Annotated in this window: 13 protein-coding genes; 9 read left to right on the top strand and 4 right to left on the bottom strand. The window is 72.3% G+C overall.

Annotated elements, in window-relative coordinates:
* Positions 1-121: 121 nt before the first annotated feature.
* Positions 122-2,524 (top strand): 7,8-didemethyl-8-hydroxy-5-deazariboflavin synthase CofG, encoded by a 2,403-nt coding sequence (gene cofG, locus ACQEVI_RS20185; protein ID WP_432902073.1) that lies wholly within the window; start codon positions 122-124, stop codon positions 2,522-2,524.
* Positions 2,521-3,996: a flavin-containing monooxygenase gene (locus ACQEVI_RS20180; RefSeq protein ID WP_432902072.1), complete on the top strand. Its 1,476-nt coding sequence runs from the start codon at positions 2,521-2,523 to the stop codon at positions 3,994-3,996. The genes cofG and ACQEVI_RS20180 overlap by 4 nt, the downstream gene beginning before the upstream one ends.
* A gap of 17 nt (positions 3,997-4,013) precedes the next feature.
* Here the strand turns inward: ACQEVI_RS20180 and ACQEVI_RS20175 are convergent, their stop codons facing one another.
* The 4 genes from ACQEVI_RS20175 to ACQEVI_RS20160 form a co-directional block, all read right to left on the bottom strand.
* Complete coding sequence (locus ACQEVI_RS20175; RefSeq protein ID WP_432902070.1) at positions 4,014-4,676, bottom strand: response regulator; 663 nt, start codon at positions 4,674-4,676, stop codon at positions 4,014-4,016.
* Positions 4,673-6,013, bottom strand: coding sequence for a sensor histidine kinase (locus tag ACQEVI_RS20170; RefSeq protein WP_432902068.1), 1,341 nt, complete (start codon positions 6,011-6,013; stop codon positions 4,673-4,675). The genes ACQEVI_RS20175 and ACQEVI_RS20170 overlap by 4 nt, the downstream gene beginning before the upstream one ends.
* 2 nt (positions 6,014-6,015) lie before the next feature.
* Positions 6,016-8,088: a serine hydrolase domain-containing protein gene (locus ACQEVI_RS20165; protein WP_432902066.1), complete on the bottom strand. Its 2,073-nt coding sequence runs from the start codon at positions 8,086-8,088 to the stop codon at positions 6,016-6,018.
* Positions 8,089-8,245: 157 nt separating this feature from the next.
* Positions 8,246-8,980 (bottom strand): MerR family transcriptional regulator, encoded by a 735-nt coding sequence (locus ACQEVI_RS20160; protein WP_432902064.1) that lies wholly within the window; start codon positions 8,978-8,980, stop codon positions 8,246-8,248.
* 216 nt (positions 8,981-9,196) lie between these two features.
* On the opposite strand from ACQEVI_RS20160, the gene ACQEVI_RS20155 reads away from it, so the two are divergent.
* The 7 genes from ACQEVI_RS20155 to ACQEVI_RS20125 all read left to right on the top strand — a co-directional run bounded on the left by ACQEVI_RS20155 (position 9,197) and on the right by ACQEVI_RS20125 (position 15,020).
* Positions 9,197-9,727 (top strand): peptidoglycan-binding domain-containing protein, encoded by a 531-nt coding sequence (locus tag ACQEVI_RS20155; RefSeq protein ID WP_432902062.1) that lies wholly within the window; start codon positions 9,197-9,199, stop codon positions 9,725-9,727.
* A 209-nt stretch (positions 9,728-9,936) separates the two neighbouring features.
* The gene (gene urtA, locus ACQEVI_RS20150; protein WP_432902060.1) at positions 9,937-11,208 is read left to right on the top strand and encodes an urea ABC transporter substrate-binding protein; all 1,272 of its coding nucleotides are present in this window, start codon (positions 9,937-9,939) and stop codon (positions 11,206-11,208) included.
* Positions 11,209-11,227: 19 nt separating this feature from the next.
* Positions 11,228-12,109, top strand: coding sequence for an urea ABC transporter permease subunit UrtB (gene urtB, locus ACQEVI_RS20145; protein WP_432902058.1), 882 nt, complete (start codon positions 11,228-11,230; stop codon positions 12,107-12,109).
* Positions 12,106-13,170 carry an urea ABC transporter permease subunit UrtC gene (gene urtC / locus ACQEVI_RS20140; protein ID WP_432902056.1) on the top strand — a complete coding sequence of 355 codons (1,065 nt, stop codon included), beginning with the start codon at positions 12,106-12,108 and terminating at the stop codon, positions 13,168-13,170. The genes urtB and urtC overlap by 4 nt, the downstream gene beginning before the upstream one ends.
* The gene (gene urtD / locus ACQEVI_RS20135) at positions 13,167-13,997 is read left to right on the top strand and encodes an urea ABC transporter ATP-binding protein UrtD (protein ID WP_432902054.1); all 831 of its coding nucleotides are present in this window, start codon (positions 13,167-13,169) and stop codon (positions 13,995-13,997) included. The genes urtC and urtD overlap by 4 nt, the downstream gene beginning before the upstream one ends.
* On the top strand, positions 13,997-14,695 hold the full coding sequence (locus ACQEVI_RS20130) for an ATP-binding cassette domain-containing protein (protein ID WP_432906025.1): 699 nt from the start codon (positions 13,997-13,999) through the stop codon (positions 14,693-14,695). Before urtD ends, ACQEVI_RS20130 begins: the two co-directional genes overlap by 1 nt.
* 22 nt (positions 14,696-14,717) lie before the next feature.
* On the top strand, positions 14,718-15,020 hold the full coding sequence (locus ACQEVI_RS20125; protein ID WP_432902053.1) for an urease subunit gamma: 303 nt from the start codon (positions 14,718-14,720) through the stop codon (positions 15,018-15,020).
* Positions 15,021-15,059: the final 39 nt, after the last annotated feature.

Genomic DNA, 15,059 nt, shown 5'->3' with positions numbered 1-15,059 from the left:
GTACTCACACCGTGAGCGAGCCCACTGCGGGATCACGGTGAGACGACATCGCCCGATGACATAGTGTCGGCCCGTCCCCTCCGGACCATCCCGATCCGGTTCCCGCACCCGAGGTGGGCCCATGACTGTTCCCCTGACCCTGCGCATGCCTTCTCGCGCCGCTGGCCGGCCACAGACCCCGGACCGACCGGTCCTGGACGCGGCGCTCGACCGGCTGGAGGACGGCGGTGGCAGCACGCCCGACCGCGCGGACGCCGAGGTGCTCCTGCACGCCCGCGGCGCTGACCTGGACCGGCTGCTCGCGGTCGCGAGCACGATGCGCGACACCGGACTGCGGGAGGCCGGCCGGCCCGGCGTCATCACTTACTCGCGCAAGGTGTTCGTCCCGCTGACCCACCTGTGCCAGGACCGTTGCCACTACTGCATCTTCGTCCAGTCCCCAGGCAAGCTCGCCAAGGCGGGCATCTCGCCCTACATGGAGGCCGACGCCGTCCTGGAGGTCGCCCGGCAGGGCGCCGCGCTGGGCTGCAAGGAGGCCCTGCTGACGCTCGGCGACCGGCCCGAGAACCGCTGGCCGGTCGCCCGGCACTGGCTGGACGACCACGGGTACGCGTCGACGCTCGAGTACGTGGGCCACATGGCCCAGCTGATCCTGGACGAGACCGGACTGCTCCCGCATCTCAACCCCGGTGTCATGTCGTGGGCGGAGATGCAGCGGCTCAAGCCGGTGGGCCCGTCGATGGGCATGATGCTGGAGACCACGTCGGAGCGGCTGTGGACCGAGAAGGGCGAGGCGCACTTCGGCTCCCCCGACAAGGACCCGGCCCTGCGGCTGCGCGTGATCGACGACGCCGGCCGGTCCCGCATCCCGTTCACGACGGGCGTGCTGCTCGGTATCGGCGAGAACTACGCCGAACGCGTGGACTCGGTCCTGGCGCTGCGCGACGCGCACGCCAGGCACGGTCACCTGCAGGAGGTGATCGTGCAGAACTTCCGCGCCAAGTCGGCCACCGCGATGATGGGTGCGGAGGACCTGGAGACCCAGGAGTACGCGGCCGCCGTCGCCGTGACCAGGGTGCTCCTCGGCCCGGGCATGCGCGTCCAGGCCCCGCCCAACCTCACCGACGCCGCGGAGCTCCAGCTCCTGGTGCGCGCCGGCATCGACGACTGGGGCGGCGTGAGCCCGCTGACCCCCGACCACGTGAACCCCGAGCGGCCCTGGCCCCAGATCGAGGACCTGGCGCGGCTCACCGGCGAGGGCGGGTACACGCTGCGCGAACGCCTCACCGCGCACCCGCACTACCTGCGCGAGGCCCGGGACGGCGCCGACTGGCTGGACGACCGCCTCCGCCCCCGCGTCCTGGCCCTGTCGGACGACTACGGCCTGGCCCGCCAGGACGCCCTCCTGGGCGAGTTTCCGTCCTCCACCCCGTTGAGTGCTGGCTTTTCGCCCCTCTCGGGACGAAAAGGGGGCGAATATCCCGCACTCAACGGAGCGGGGAGGTTGGGGCGGCTGATCGGCGACGTTGCGGGCGAGCCCGACCGGGTGGACGACGCCGGGTGGGTCGAGCTGTTGGGGGCGCGTGGGTCCGATCTTGAGGAGCTCGCCGCGCTCGCGGATCAGGTGCGGCAGGCGCGCGTCGGGGACGCCGTCACCTATGCGGTGAACCGGAACATCGACGCGTCGCTGGGCCTCGCCCCCGAGCAGGTCGAAGAGCTCGCGAAGGAAGCCGTGGCGCTCGGCGCCACCGAGGTGTGCGCGCAGGGCCTGCCGCCGACGTCGGCGGGCGCGGACGGCTACCTCGACCTGGCCCGCGCCGTGAAGCGGGGCGGGCCCGGCCTGCACCTGCACGCCTTCCGCCCGGCCGAGCTCGCCGACGGCGCCGCCCGCGCCGGGCTCTCCCTGCCCGACTGGCTGACGACGCTCCGCGAAGCCGGCGTCGACACCGTGCCGGGCACGGGCGCCCGCATCCTCGACGACCGGATCCGGGACCTGCTCACCGGCGGCACCGACATCCCGGCCGAACGCTGGGTCGAGCTCGTCACCGCCGCGCACACCGCGGGCCTGCGGTCGACGGCGACGATCGTGTACGGGCACGTCGAGTCGGCACGCGACCAGGTGCGCCACCTGCGGGCACTGGCCCGCGTCCAGGACACGACCGGCGGGTTCACCGAGCTGATCCCGATGCCCTGGCTGGCCTCGGAGTCGCCGGTGCCCGTGGCCGGCGCCCGGGCGGCGACCCTGCGCGAGAGCCGCGCCCTGCACGCGGTCGCGCGACTGATGCTCGACGGGCGGATCGACCACGTGCAGGCCGCATGGACCAAGCTCGGCCTGCGTGGCGCGCAGCGCATGCTCGCGGGCGGCGCGGACGACCTCGGCGGCGTGCTGCTCGACGGCGTGCTGGACCCCGGCGCCGGCCCCGAACAGGGCCGGGAGCTGACCGTGGCGGACGTGACGCGGCTCGCCGCCGAGCTGGGCCGGCCCGTACGCCAGCGCACGACCACGTACGAGCAGGTGGGGTGACGGGCACGAGACCCGGAGCCGGAGCGGCCACCGAGGTGGACGTCGCGGTAGTGGGCGCGGGGCTCGCCGGCGTGGGCCTCGGCGCCCGGCTGCGCCGTGCCGGGCGCACGGGTTTCGCGATCCTGGAGCGGGCCGACGACGTCGGCGGGACCTGGCGCGACAACGTCTACCCGGGCGTCGCGTGCGACATCCCGAGCGCGCTGTACTCCTACTCGTTCCTGCCCCAGCCCGCCTGGTCACGGGTGTTCGCGCCGGGCGCCGAGATCCACGAGTACGTCAGGGACGTCGCACGGTCCGAAGGACTGGCCCCCCACCTGCGCCTCGGCACCGAGCTCACGGACGCCCGCTGGCACGACGACGAGGCCGCATGGCACCTGACGACGTCACGGGGTCCCCTGACCGCCCGGGTCCTGGTCACGGCGGTCGGCCGGCTCAGCGAGCCCCGCGTGCCCGACCTCCCGGGGCTCGGCACGTTCCCCGGCCGCGTGTTCCACTCCGCCCGCTGGGACCGAGACCTGCCCGCCGGACTCCGGGTCGGGGTCGTCGGCACCGGCGCGAGCTCCGTCCAGCTGGTGCCGGAGCTGGCCCGCCGGGCGGAGTCCGTCGTCGTGCTGCAACGCACCCCGCCCTGGGTGCTCCCCCGCGGCGACCGGGCCTACGCGCCCGGCGAGGCCCGGCCGGAGCGGGCGGCGCTCGCGGAGGAGGCGGACCGGCTGTTCGACGCGCGCATGGCCGGCACGACGGCGGAGGCCGAGCTGCGGGAGCGCGCGGAGGCCCACCTGCGCGCACAGGTGCCGGATCCCGCGCTGCGCGCGCTCCTCACGCCCGACTACGCGGTGGGCTGCAAGCGCGCGCTCTTCAGCGACGACTGGTACCCCGCCCTGCAGCAGCCGCACGTCACGCTGGAGCCGGGCCCGCCGGTGGCGGTCGAGGGATCGACGCTGGTCGCGGCGTCGGGCGCGCGGTACGAGGTCGACGTGCTCGTGCTGGCCACGGGGTTCGAGACGACCCGGCCGCCGTTCGCCCGGCTGGTGACCGGACGCGGCGGACAGACGCTCGCCGAGCACTGGTCCGGCGGCATGACGAGCCACGCCTCCACGGTGGTCCACGGCTTCCCGAACCTCTTCGTGCTCGACGGCCCCAACGCGGGGCTCGGCCACCACTCCGCCCTCGAGGTGATCGAGGCACAGGTCGACTACGTGCTCGGCGCGCTCGACCACCAGGACCAGGTGGGCGGGCCGCTCGAGGTGTCGGCGGCGGCCGAGGCCGCCTACACACGCGAGATCGACGAGCGCGCCGCCGGGACGGTGTGGCTCCGGGGCGGCTGCCGCAGCTGGTACGTGGACGAACGCTCGGGGCGCCTCACGCTCCTGTGGCCCGGCCGGGCGGCGGAGTACCGCGAGCGCTTCGGTGCCTTCGACCCGGCCCCGTTCGCACGCGACGGCGCGACCGTCGGCTGCTCACCCGGATAGACCGCCCGCCGACGGAGTCAGCCCGGGACAAGGCCGTTCTGGTAGGCCCAGACCACCGTCTGCAGCCGGTCGCGGGTTCCGATCTTCGCCATCGCGCGCCCGAGGTGGGACTTGACGGTGCTCGTCTCCACGACCAGTTCCTGTGCGATCTCCGCGTTCGACAGCCCCCGGGCGAGCTGTCGAACGATCTCGGCCTCGCGTGCCGTGAGCTGCGCCGTGAGGTCCGACGCTGGTGCGGGCAGGACCTTGCGCCGCGCGAACTCGGTGATCACCCGGTGAGTCACGGTCTGGTCGATCAGGCCGTGCCCGTCGGCCAGCCGGTGGACGGCGTCGATCAGTTCCTCCGGCTCGCAGTCCTTGAGGATGAACCCTGAGGCGCCCGCCTCCAGGGCGCCGAAGACGTACTCGTCGAGGTCGAACGTGGTCACGACCAGCACGGCGGGTGCCGTCCCGCCGGAGGCGGCGTCGGCCACGATCTCGCGGGTCGCCGCGAGGCCGTCACCGCCCGGCATACGAACGTCCATACAGACGACGTCGGGGCCGTGCCGGCGGGCGAGCTCGACCGCGGCGGGCCCGTTCGAGGCCTCGGCGACCACCTCGATGTCGTCGGCCTGCTCCAGGAGGAACCGGAACCCCGCCCGGACCACCGCCTGGTCGTCGACGAGCAAGACCCTGATCATTCCTGTCCTCCGGTGTTCGTGGGCTCGTGGTGCAGCGGCAGCGTCAGCAGCACGCGCCACCCGCCGGACGGTGTGGCACCGGTCGTCAGTGTCGCCCCGACGAGGTGCGCGCGCTCCCCCATGCCGATGAGGCCCATGCCCTGCCGTGTCGAGACCTGCCGTGTCGAGTCCTGTCGTGTCGAGTCCGTCGGGGCACGCCCAGGGGCGGGTGTGTTGACGACCTCGAGCGAGACCTCCCGCTCCGCGAACCGCACGGCCATCCGCACGGGCGCGCCGGGTGCGTGCTGGCGGGCGTTCGACAGCGACTCCTGCGCCACCCGGTAGAACGCCGCGTCCGCGATGGGCGCGAGGGCACGCGCCCGGCCCTCGCGGACCAGCTCGACGGTGTCGCCGAGCGTGCGTGCGGTGCCCACCAGCCCGTCGAGCGCGTCGAGCCCGGGCGGAGGTGCGTCGTGCCCGTCGTCGTCGATGCTCGGACGCTCCCGGAGGACGCCGACGATCAGGCGGAGGCTGTCCAGCGTCTCCTTGCCCTGCCCGCGGATCCAGGCGGTGCCCGCCTTGGCGGCCTCCGGGTCGCTGTCGATCTGCCGTGCCACGGCGGCGGCCTGGACCACGAGGCCGGAGAGGTGGTGCGCCGCGACGTCGTGCAGCTCCCGGGCCATGCGGGACCGTTCGGCGAAGATCGCCGCCTGGGTGGTCGCGCGCTGCGTCCGCATCAGCTCCTCGGCCCGGAGGCGGAGCAGGTCGACGTAGCGGCGACGGGTCGCCACGGCGCCGCCGACGAGCGCGCTGAGGACGTAGGTGCCGATCCCCGCCGCGAGATGGTTCGCGGCCGGCAACAGCGGGCCGTTGCCCGACGCGAGGGCTGCCACCGCCGCCGCCAGCACCCCGACCGGCACCGCCGCGCCCGTGACCACCAGGGCCTGGCGGGCGGGCAGCAGCGTGCCGATCGTGTATCCGGCGATGACCTGCGGTATGCCGCCGACCGACAGGTCGGGGGGCGACACGGCGATGACGAGCACCTGGACGGCCACGACGAGGCCCAGGCAGAGGACCGGACGGGTCCGGCGCAGGACCAGCGGCAGCGCCTGGGCACACGTGGCGACCGCGAGCAGGACGCCCTGCGCCGGACCGACCGTCAGGTCCTCCGCCTCCAGCACGTACTGGAACAGCACCACCAGCAGGCCCGCGGTCACCAGGGTGACCGCTGCGGCCAGCAGTGCGTCCTGCGCCGGCCGGGTGGTCGCGCCGAGCCGCGTCAGCAGGCTGTCGAGCCTGCTGGCGCGCGGCGGGACCGGAACGCCGTCGTACACCGCTGGGCCGTCCGTCGTGAGCATCATCAGTACGATACAGACGGCGCCAGCAGGCGGAACTCGACGGCGAACCAGGCGATCCCGGCCAGGGCGAGCAGCAGGAGCACGGCGGAGAGGATCCTGCGCCAGCCGTGGCGGTGCCGGATCGCGCCGACCACCTGGAGCGCGGCGGGGACGATGCCCAGCACGCCGATGCCCTGGACCACCTGCAGCTGGCGCAGGGAGAACTCGGAGACGTCCTCCAGGCTCATCACGGTGAGCACCGTGGCGATCCAGCCGCCGAGCGCGAGCACCGCGCAGACCGTCGCGATCCTGGTGAGCAGCCTGACGACGCGGCCGGTGCGCTCCGGGTGGAGACGCGCGGCCCGCTCGGACCCGGACGCAGAGCCGGGCGCGGACCCGCGAACCGACCGGCGCCGGACCCGTCGGGTGATCGCACCGACCGGCCACCCGACGGCCGCCACGAGCAGGATCAGCGCGGACACGCCGAGCACGGGAAGCGCCACCGCCTGGGCACGTTCCGGCTGGGCGGGCAGCAGGGTGAAGGCGCCCTCGATGCCTATCGCCTCGACCTTGTCGTCGGCGACGCGCATGGCGATGACCCGCTGGCCGTCGACCTCACGCCAGACCCACGGCTCGATCTCCTCGTACAGGGCGGGCGAGTCGCTGAGGGGACCCGGCGTGATCAGCAGCCGGCCGTCGGCCCGTGCCGTGAGCTGCGTGGTGCTGAAGGCCTCCAGCGAGGCCAGGAACGTGCTCTGCATGCCGCGCGAGGAGACGTAGCTGCCGTCGGCGATCGCGGCGTGCTCCTTGGCGGTCGCGTCGTCGACGGTGCCGGCTGCCGGGGCGGACTCGGCCGGGAAGTAGCGGTCGGTGAAGCCGTGCAGCACCGCGTCGCGCAGCTCGAGGGTCGCGAGACCGCTGTCTCCCGTGCTGTTGAGGGAGACGAAGATCCCCGTGCGCTCCTCCGGGTAGAGCTGCAGGTGGGAGTGGAAGTAGTTGGTGTCGCCGCCGTGGCCGACGATCCAGCGACCGTTGCGGCTCTCGTCGAAGAACCCGAGCGTCATCCGCGGGGAGGCCGCGAGGTTGCCCAGGGAACTCTCGTCGAGCGCCGGGGCGTGCATCAGGTCGAGCGTCCCGGGCTCCAGGATCGAGCCGGTGCCGGGTTCGCCGAGCTGGGCCAGCATGAAGCGCGCCATGTCGGGTGCCGAGGCGGTCAGGGCGCCGGCGGGCGGTGTCCCGACGATCTCGAACGGGCCGGGGGCGGCTGCCGACGTGGCGTAGCCCTCGGACATCCGGTCGCGCAACGCTTCGGGCAGCGGCTGCTCGAAGGTCGACGACGTCATGCCGGCCGGCGCGAGGATGTTCTGCTGGACGTACTCCTCGAACGGCACGCCGCTCACGTGCTCGACGATGTACCCGGCCAGCGAGTTCCCGTAGTTCGAGTAGGCCGGGACGGTTCCGGGCTCGTAGACCTGCTCCGGCGGGTCCTGGGCCAGCTCGTCACGGAGCACCGGCGACACGTCGCCCGAACCGATGAGGCCGCCGAGCCGCTCCTCGAAGCCTGCGGTGTGCGTGAGCAGGTGGCGCATGGTGATCGGCCCGTCGAACGACCGCGGGACGTCGAAGTCGAGGTACTCCGCGATGTCGGTGTCCAGGTCGACGTCGCCGCTCTCGACGAGCTGCATGGCGGCGGTGGCGGTGAACAGCTTGGAGACCGAACCGGGGCGGAACAGCGTGCTCTCCGGGTCGACCGGTACCGCCTCGCCGCCCGTCGTGCCCGTGTCGGCGTAGCCGTAGCCACGGGTGGTGACGACCTTGCCGTCGTCGACGACCGTGACGACGCCGCCGGCGATGCCCGCGGTCTCCAGCGCGGAGGGCAGCAGGCCGTCGAGCCAGGCGTCGACGTCCGACTGCTCGAGCGAGTGCTCCCCCGCCGGGGCGGAGACGGGCGGGGGCGGCGTCGGCTCGACGGCAGTCGCTGCGGACGCCGGGACGCCGGCGGCGACGGTGATCGCGAGCGCCCCCAGGGCAGCGAGCGCCGCCAAGGTGCGCACGCGACCGGGCCGCTCGGTGGGTAGGTCATGGGACGGGGACATCGTCGCGCTCCTCGCGCTCGGCGGGTGTTCGTGCTGGTCCGGAGCCTTTCCTCCGGACGACACCAGCCTGTCGAGATACCTGCTCCGCCACATCGCCCGCGAGCACGCACTTGACCTACGACCTTTGGCGGAGGCGGCGCCCTGGCCACCTCACACCTCAGCCTTGGTACAGCCAGATCCAGTTGCCGTCGGGGTCGGTGACGGCGCTGTTGCGGGGCATGCCCTCTGGGGTGTTGATCGCTACGGCCTCGATGGCCCCGGCCTCGATCGCGTGCCGGTGCGTGACGTCGAGGTCCTCGACGGTGAGGCCGAAGGTGCTGCGTCCGGGCTGGTCGAACGACTCCGGGTCCGTCAGGACGAGGAGGAAGAAGCCCGGCTGACCGTAGGTGCCGAACTGGTACCCGGTGAAGTCGGCCGCGTCGGTGTGGCGGATGACGCTCTCGGCCAGGCCGAACGCCTCCTCGTAGAACTGTCGTGCCTTGTTCTTGTCGGCGACGGCGATCTTGATCTGCACCGGTGCCGTGGTGGTCGTGATGGCGGGCATGGTCACTCCTTCGTTGGTGTATCGGCTTGACTGGGCTATCTGTCGGTCGAGGTGGTCTCGTTCGCGTCGGAGACGGTCCGTGTGGACCGCCAGCAGCTCCCGCGCCTGGGCTGACTCGGGACTGCGGATGATCTCGCGCACCTGGTGGATCGGGATCCCCAGCCAGCGCAGGTCGGCGATCAGCCGTGCGGACGCCAGCTGGCTGCGGGCGTAGCGGCGGTAGCTGTTCCAGGGGTCGACGTCGGCAGGTCGCAGCAGGCCGACCTCGTCGTAGTGCCGCAGTGCGTGCACGGTCAGCCCGGACAGCTTTGCGAACTGTCCGACCGACAAGGCGTTCTCATCGTCCATACGACAAGCGTGCAGGTTCGGGTTACCCGAGGCTCAACCCCGGGCGGTGTGTGCAAGGACGATGCCGGTGTCACCGGCCGCCGCGTGTCCGACCGCCGAGGCGGTGCTGGCAGGCGCGCGTTTGCACTGAGGCGCAAACCGTTCTCCTCCAGCGCTTTCCGGAGTTGAGTGGCTCCCGGCCACACGCGTGGCCCCACCTGACGACGGGAGCACTACGTGCGCATCGACAAGCTCACGACCGGAACCATCGCCGCCCTCACCAGTCTCGTCCTTGCCGGGGGCATGCTGGCGACCGCGGCGTCCGCGTCGGCCAACACGAACGACGGCTACGTCAGCGGCGCCAACGGCATGGGCGACGACTGGGGTGACGAGGGCACCGTCTCGAGGACCTCCTACTCGTCCTCCACCGCGACCTGCCTGTGGCAGCAGGTGCTGCACGCGGAGGGCCTCCTCAGCGCTTCCGGCATCGACGGGCACTTCGGCCCCAACACGGAGACGGCGACGGAGAACTTCCAGAAGCGGTACAGCGACCTTCAGGTCGACGGGAAGGCAGGCCCGGCGACCTGGGGCAAGGCGGACAACAAGTTCACCGGGGTGATCGACTACGTCGACGGCAGCGCACGGGCCGACTACGACGGCAGAAGCTCGAACTTCCGGGTCTACCGCAACACCCAGGGCCGGCACTTCTGGTGGCATGAGGGCATCGGCGCCAATCGCACCGCCGCGTACGGCTCCAACAGCTGCTGACCGCCTCCGTCCCAGCCTGCGCGGCCGGCGCCACCACGGCTCCGGCGGCGCAGGTCACGGCCCCGTACCCAGCCGAAACACAAGCGCCCACAGGGAAACACGAAAGTTACCGCTGAAGAACTGGAGCGACATCTCCGTCCACTTAGGTTCATTTGAACCTAAACGGTCGGCCCACCCGGGGCCGTCGGCCATGAAACGGAGCATCCCCCATGCGTCTTCGGTCCCCGTCGCCCCACCGCGCGACGCGTCTGAGCACCGTCTCGCTCGCCGCCCTGTGCGTCATCGCCCTGAGCGCCTGTGGTGCGCGGGTCGACGCCGACAGCCCCGGCGCGTCCAGCTCCGCCGAGAGCTGCGTCGACACGTCGGGCGACGCCGTCAAGATCGGCTTCCTCAACTCGCTGTCGGGCACGATGGCGATCTCGGAGCAGACCGTCCACGACTCCCTCCAGCTCGCCGCCCAGGAGATCAACGCCGACGGCGGCGTACTCGGCAAGCAGCTCGAGATCGTCTCGGAGGACGGCCAGTCCGAGCCCACGATCTTCGCGGAGAAGGCCGGCAAGCTCATCACCAGCGACTGCGTCGCGGCGGTGTTCGGGGGCTGGACCTCGGCGTCGCGCAAGGCGATGCTGCCCGTGTTCGAGGCCCAGGACTCCCTGCTGTTCTACCCGGTGCAGTACGAGGGCCTGGAGTCCTCGCCGAACATCTTCTACACCGGCGCCACGACCAACCAGCAGATCGTGCCCGCGCTGGACTACCTCGTCGAGCAGGGCACGAAGTCCCTGTTCCTGGTCGGCTCGGACTACGTCTTCCCGCGCACGGCGAACAAGATCATCAACGCCTACGCCGCGGCCCACGACATCGAGATCGTCGGCGAGGAGTACGCGCCGCTCGGCCACACCGACTTCTCGACGATCGTCAACAAGGTCAAGTCCGCCGACGCCGACGCCGTGTTCAACACCCTCAACGGCGACTCCAACGTCGCGTTCTTCAAGGAGTACAACAACGTCGGCATGTCCGCCGACGAGATGCCCGTCGTCTCGGTGTCCATCGCCGAGGAGGAGGTCGGCGGCATCGGCATCGACAACGTCGAGGGCCAGCTCACCGCCTGGAACTACTACCAGACCGTGGACAGCCCCGCGAACACCGCGTTCGTCGAGGCCTTCAAGGCCGAGTACGGCGAGGACCGCCCCACGTCCGACCCGATGGAGGCCGCGTACACCTCCCTCTACCTCTGGAAGGCGATGGTCGAGAAGGCCGAGTCGTTCGTCGTGGACGACGTGACCGCTGCCGCGGACGGTGTCACCTTCGACGCCCCCGAGGGCGAGGTCGTCGTCAACGGGGACAACCACCACATCGCCAAGACCGCCCTGATCGGCAAGATCGGCGCGGACGGCCTGATCCACACCGAGTGGAGCTCCGAGGAACCCATCGAGCCCGACCCGTACCTCGAGGGCTACGACTGGGCCGACGGCCTGTCCTGACCGGGCCAGGCACAACACGATGGACATCATCGCCCAGCTCTTCGCCGGACTGAGCCTCGGCTCCGTCCTCCTCCTCGCCGCCCTCGGGCTGTCCCTGACGTTCGGCCAGATGGGCGTCATCAACATGGCCCACGGCGAGTTCATGATGGCCGGCGCCTACACCGCGTTCGTCGTCCAGGGCCTGATCGGCGACGCCGGCGTCAGCCTGCTCGTCGCGCTGCCCCTGGGGTTCCTCGTGGGCGGCCTGCTCGGCCTGCTCCTGGAGGCGACGCTCATCCACCGCATGTACCGGCGGCCGCTCGACACGCTGCTCGTGACCTGGGGTGTCGCGCTCGTCCTCCAGCAGGTCGCGCGCGACGTGTTCGGCGCCCCCAACGTGGACGTCGCCGCGCCCGCCTGGCTGTCGGGCGCGGTCCAGGTCGGCGGGCTCGCGCTGCCCCGGACGCGCCTGTTCATCCTGGCGCTCGCCCTGGTGTGCGTCGTCGCCCTCGCGGTGGCGCTGCGGGCCACCCCGCTCGGCCGGCGCATCCGCGCCGTCGTGCAGAACCGGGACCTGGCCGAGGCGTCCGGCATCTCGTCGCGGGCGACCGACCGGGTCACGTTCTTCATCGGGTCGGGGCTGGCCGGCATCGCGGGCGTCGCGCTCACGCTGCTCGGCTCGGTCGGGCCGACGCTCGGGACCAGCTACATCGTCGACGCGTTCCTCGTGGTGGTGGCCGGCGGCATCGGCCAGATCAAGGGCACGGTGATCGCGGCGACGGCGCTGGGCCTGATGCAGTCGTTCTTCGAGTACTCGACGACGGCCTCCGTCGCCAAGGTGCTCGTGTTCGTCGCCATCGTGGCCTTCCTGCAGCTACGACCCCAGGGCCTGGTCTCGGTCCGGACGAGGAGCCTCGCATGACCGTCCTGACCGCACTCGTCCGTCCCGGGCGCACCCGCACGCTCGCGGCGTTCGGCCTCGCGGCGGCCCTCCTGCTGCTCGCGCCCGTGGTGCTGAGCCCGTTCCGCCTCGACCTGCTCGCCAAGTTCCTCTGCCTCGCCATGGTCGCGGTCGGGATCGGCCTGGCGTGGGGCCGCGGCGGGCTGCTCACCCTGGGCCAGGGGGTCTACTTCGGCCTCGGGGCCTACCTGATGGCCATGCACCTCAAGCTGGCCGACGCCGGACCGGGTGGCGTCCCGGACTTCATGCTGCTGTACGGCACGGGGCAGGTACCGGGCTGGTGGGAGCCGTTGCGCTCCCCCGTCTCGGCGATCCTGCTGGTCGTGCTCGTCCCGGCCGCGCTGGCCGCGCTGCTCGGCTGGGCCGTGTTCACCCGGCGGGTGCGGGGCGCGTACTTCGCGATCCTGTCCCAGGCGCTGGCGGCGGCCTTCGCCATCCTCCTCATCGGCCAGCAGCAGACCACCGGCGGGACCAACGGGCTCAACGGGTTCCGGGCGTTCTTCGGCTACGACCTGGCCGACCCGGTCAACAAGCAGATGCTCTACCTGATCGCCGCGGGCGTGCTGCTCGGGATGGTCGCGGTGGTGCGGCAGCTCACCGTCTCCCGGTTCGGGGAGCTGCTGGTGGCCGTCCGCGACCAGGAGGACCGCGTCCGGTTCCTCGGCTACGACCCGGCCCTGGTGAAGGTGGTCGCCTATGTGGTCGCCGCGGTCATGGCGGCGGTCGGCGGTGCGTTGTTCGTGCCGATCGTCGGCATCATCTCGCCGGCCGACGTCGGCGTGGTGCCGTCCATCGGCTTCCTCATCGGCGTGGCGATCGGCGGGCGCGCGACCCTGCTCGGCCCGGTGCTCGGCTCGATCGCGGTGAGCTGGGCGCAGACGTCGATCTCCGAGCAGTTCCCGTCGGGCTGGATCTACTTCCAGGGCGCCCTGTTCGTGCTGGTCATCGCGTTCCTGCCCGGCGGTCTCGCGTCGGTCGTCGGGAAGCTGCGCCGTCGTCGTACAGAAGGGATCCCCGCATGAGTGACCTGGCCGCGGCCGAGGCGCTGCTCGGCACGGACACCGCCCGGTTCCGGCACGACTACCTGGAGGTGCGCGGGCTGCGGGTCGAGTTCGACGGCTTCGTCGCCGTGCGCGACGTCGACCTCACGGTCACGCAGGGCGACCTGCGGTTCCTCATCGGCCCGAACGGCGCGGGCAAGACGACGCTCATCGACGCGGTCACCGGCCTGGTCCGGGCCACCGGCTCGGCTGCCTTCGGCCGGACCGAGCTGCTCGGGCGCAGCACCCACCGCATCGCCCGCGCCGGCGTCGGGCGCACGTTCCAGACGGCAAGCGTGTTCGAGGAGCTGACCGTGCTGCAGAACCTCGACATCGCGGCGGGCGCGCGGCGTGGGGCGCTGACCCTGCTGCGGCGTCGGCCGAACGTGCCGGAGGCCGTAGAGCACGCGCTGGAGACGGTAGGCCTGACGGCGCTGCGCGACGTGCCCGCGGGCGTGCTCGCGCACGGCCAGAAGCAGTGGCTGGAGATCGGGATGCTGCTGGTCCAGGACGCCCACCTGCTGCTGCTCGACGAGCCTGTGGCGGGCATGACCCAGGCCGAGCGCGAGGAGACCGGGCAGCTGCTGCGCCGCATCGGGTCGCAGCGGGTGGTGGTCGTGGTCGAGCACGACATGGAGTTCCTCCGGTCCTTCGCCGACTCGGTGACCGTGATGCACCAGGGGCGGGTGCTCGCCGAGGGCACCGTGCACGAGGTGCAGAACGACCCCGCGGTCGTCGAGGTCTACCTCGGCGCCCCCGCGTCCTCGGACACAGCCCCGGCTGCCCCGACAGAAGGAGAAGTCCCGTGATGCTGGAGCTGAACGGCGTGACCACGGGCTACGGTCGCACGACGGTGGTGCACGACGTCGACCTGACCGTGCCCGACGGCGGGCTGACCGCCGTGCTGGGCCACAACGGCGCGGGCAAGACGACCCTGCTGCGGGCGGTGCTCGGCCTGCTGCCCGTGCGGTCCGGGACGGTGCGGCTCGCGGGCGAGGACGTCACCGCGCTCGCACCGCACCAGCGGGTGCGGCGCGGCATCGCCTACGTGCCACAGGGCCAGCAGTCCTTCGGGCTGCTGAGCGCGCGCGAGAACCTGCAGGTGGTCGCGGACGCCCACGGACGTGCCGCCCGGCGCCGGACGGACGAGGCGCTCGACCTGTTCCCCGCGCTCCGCGAGCTGCTGGGGCGCCAGGCCGGGCTGCTGTCCGGTGGGCAGCGGCAGCAGCTCGCGATCGCCCGGGCCCTGGTCACGGGACCGCGGCTGCTCGTGCTGGACGAACCGGTCGAGGGCATCCAGCCCAACGTCGTCAGCGAGATCTACGACGCGATCTCCGCGCTCACCACGGCCGGCGACCTGTCGGTGCTGCTCGTCGAGCAGCACATCGGCTACGCCGTGGAGCACGCCGCCGAGTTCGCGGTGCTCGCCTCCGGCCGGGTCGCCCACCGAGGCCAGGGCGGCGGCCCGGCCGCGGCCCAGGCAGCGAGAACGGCGCTCACCCTGTGACCGCCCGTTGGTTGGAGGGATCGTGCACCTGAGCCCCGCCGACGTCGAGAAGCTGCTGCTGGCCACCGCCGGGATGGTCGCGCGCGACCGTCTGGCGCGTGGCGTGCGGCTCAACTACCCGGAGTCCGTGGCGCTGCTGTCCTGCTGGGTGATCGAACGGGCGCGCGAGGGCGCCGACGTCGCGACGCTCATGGACACCGGCCGCGAGGTCCTGGTCCGCGAGCAGGTCATGGACGGCGTCCCGGAGATGCTCGTCGACGTCCAGGTCGAGGCCACGTTCCCCGACGGTCGCAAGCTCGTCACCCTGCACCACCCGGTCCAGTAGCCGGTCGAGCAGCCGGTCCAGCAGCCGGTCCAGCAGAGA

The organism is Promicromonospora sp. CA-289599, assembly GCF_050936155.1.
Taxonomy (GTDB): Bacteria; Actinomycetota; Actinomycetes; order Actinomycetales; family Cellulomonadaceae; genus Promicromonospora.
Note: the sequence above shows the minus strand (reverse complement) of the source record. Positions and strands in the feature narration are given on the sequence as shown.

What these genes read in the sequence shown, in the direction of transcription:
- ACQEVI_RS20165 (WP_432902066.1), bottom strand. Translation starts at nt 8,088, where the DNA reads ATGTCCCCGTCCCATGACCTACCCACCGAGCGGCCCGGTCGCGTGCGC.
- urtB (WP_432902058.1), top strand. Translation starts at nt 11,228, where the DNA reads ATGGACATCATCGCCCAGCTCTTCGCCGGACTGAGCCTCGGCTCCGTC.
- urtC (WP_432902056.1), top strand. Translation starts at nt 12,106, where the DNA reads ATGACCGTCCTGACCGCACTCGTCCGTCCCGGGCGCACCCGCACGCTC.
- cofG (WP_432902073.1), top strand. Translation starts at nt 122, where the DNA reads ATGACTGTTCCCCTGACCCTGCGCATGCCTTCTCGCGCCGCTGGCCGG.
- ACQEVI_RS20160 (WP_432902064.1), bottom strand. Translation starts at nt 8,980, where the DNA reads ATGGACGATGAGAACGCCTTGTCGGTCGGACAGTTCGCAAAGCTGTCC.
- urtA (WP_432902060.1), top strand. Translation starts at nt 9,937, where the DNA reads ATGCGTCTTCGGTCCCCGTCGCCCCACCGCGCGACGCGTCTGAGCACC.
- urtD (WP_432902054.1), top strand. Translation starts at nt 13,167, where the DNA reads ATGAGTGACCTGGCCGCGGCCGAGGCGCTGCTCGGCACGGACACCGCC.
- ACQEVI_RS20170 (WP_432902068.1), bottom strand. Translation starts at nt 6,013, where the DNA reads ATGCTCACGACGGACGGCCCAGCGGTGTACGACGGCGTTCCGGTCCCG.
- ACQEVI_RS20175 (WP_432902070.1), bottom strand. Translation starts at nt 4,676, where the DNA reads ATGATCAGGGTCTTGCTCGTCGACGACCAGGCGGTGGTCCGGGCGGGG.
- ACQEVI_RS20130 (WP_432906025.1), top strand. Translation starts at nt 13,997, where the DNA reads ATGCTGGAGCTGAACGGCGTGACCACGGGCTACGGTCGCACGACGGTG.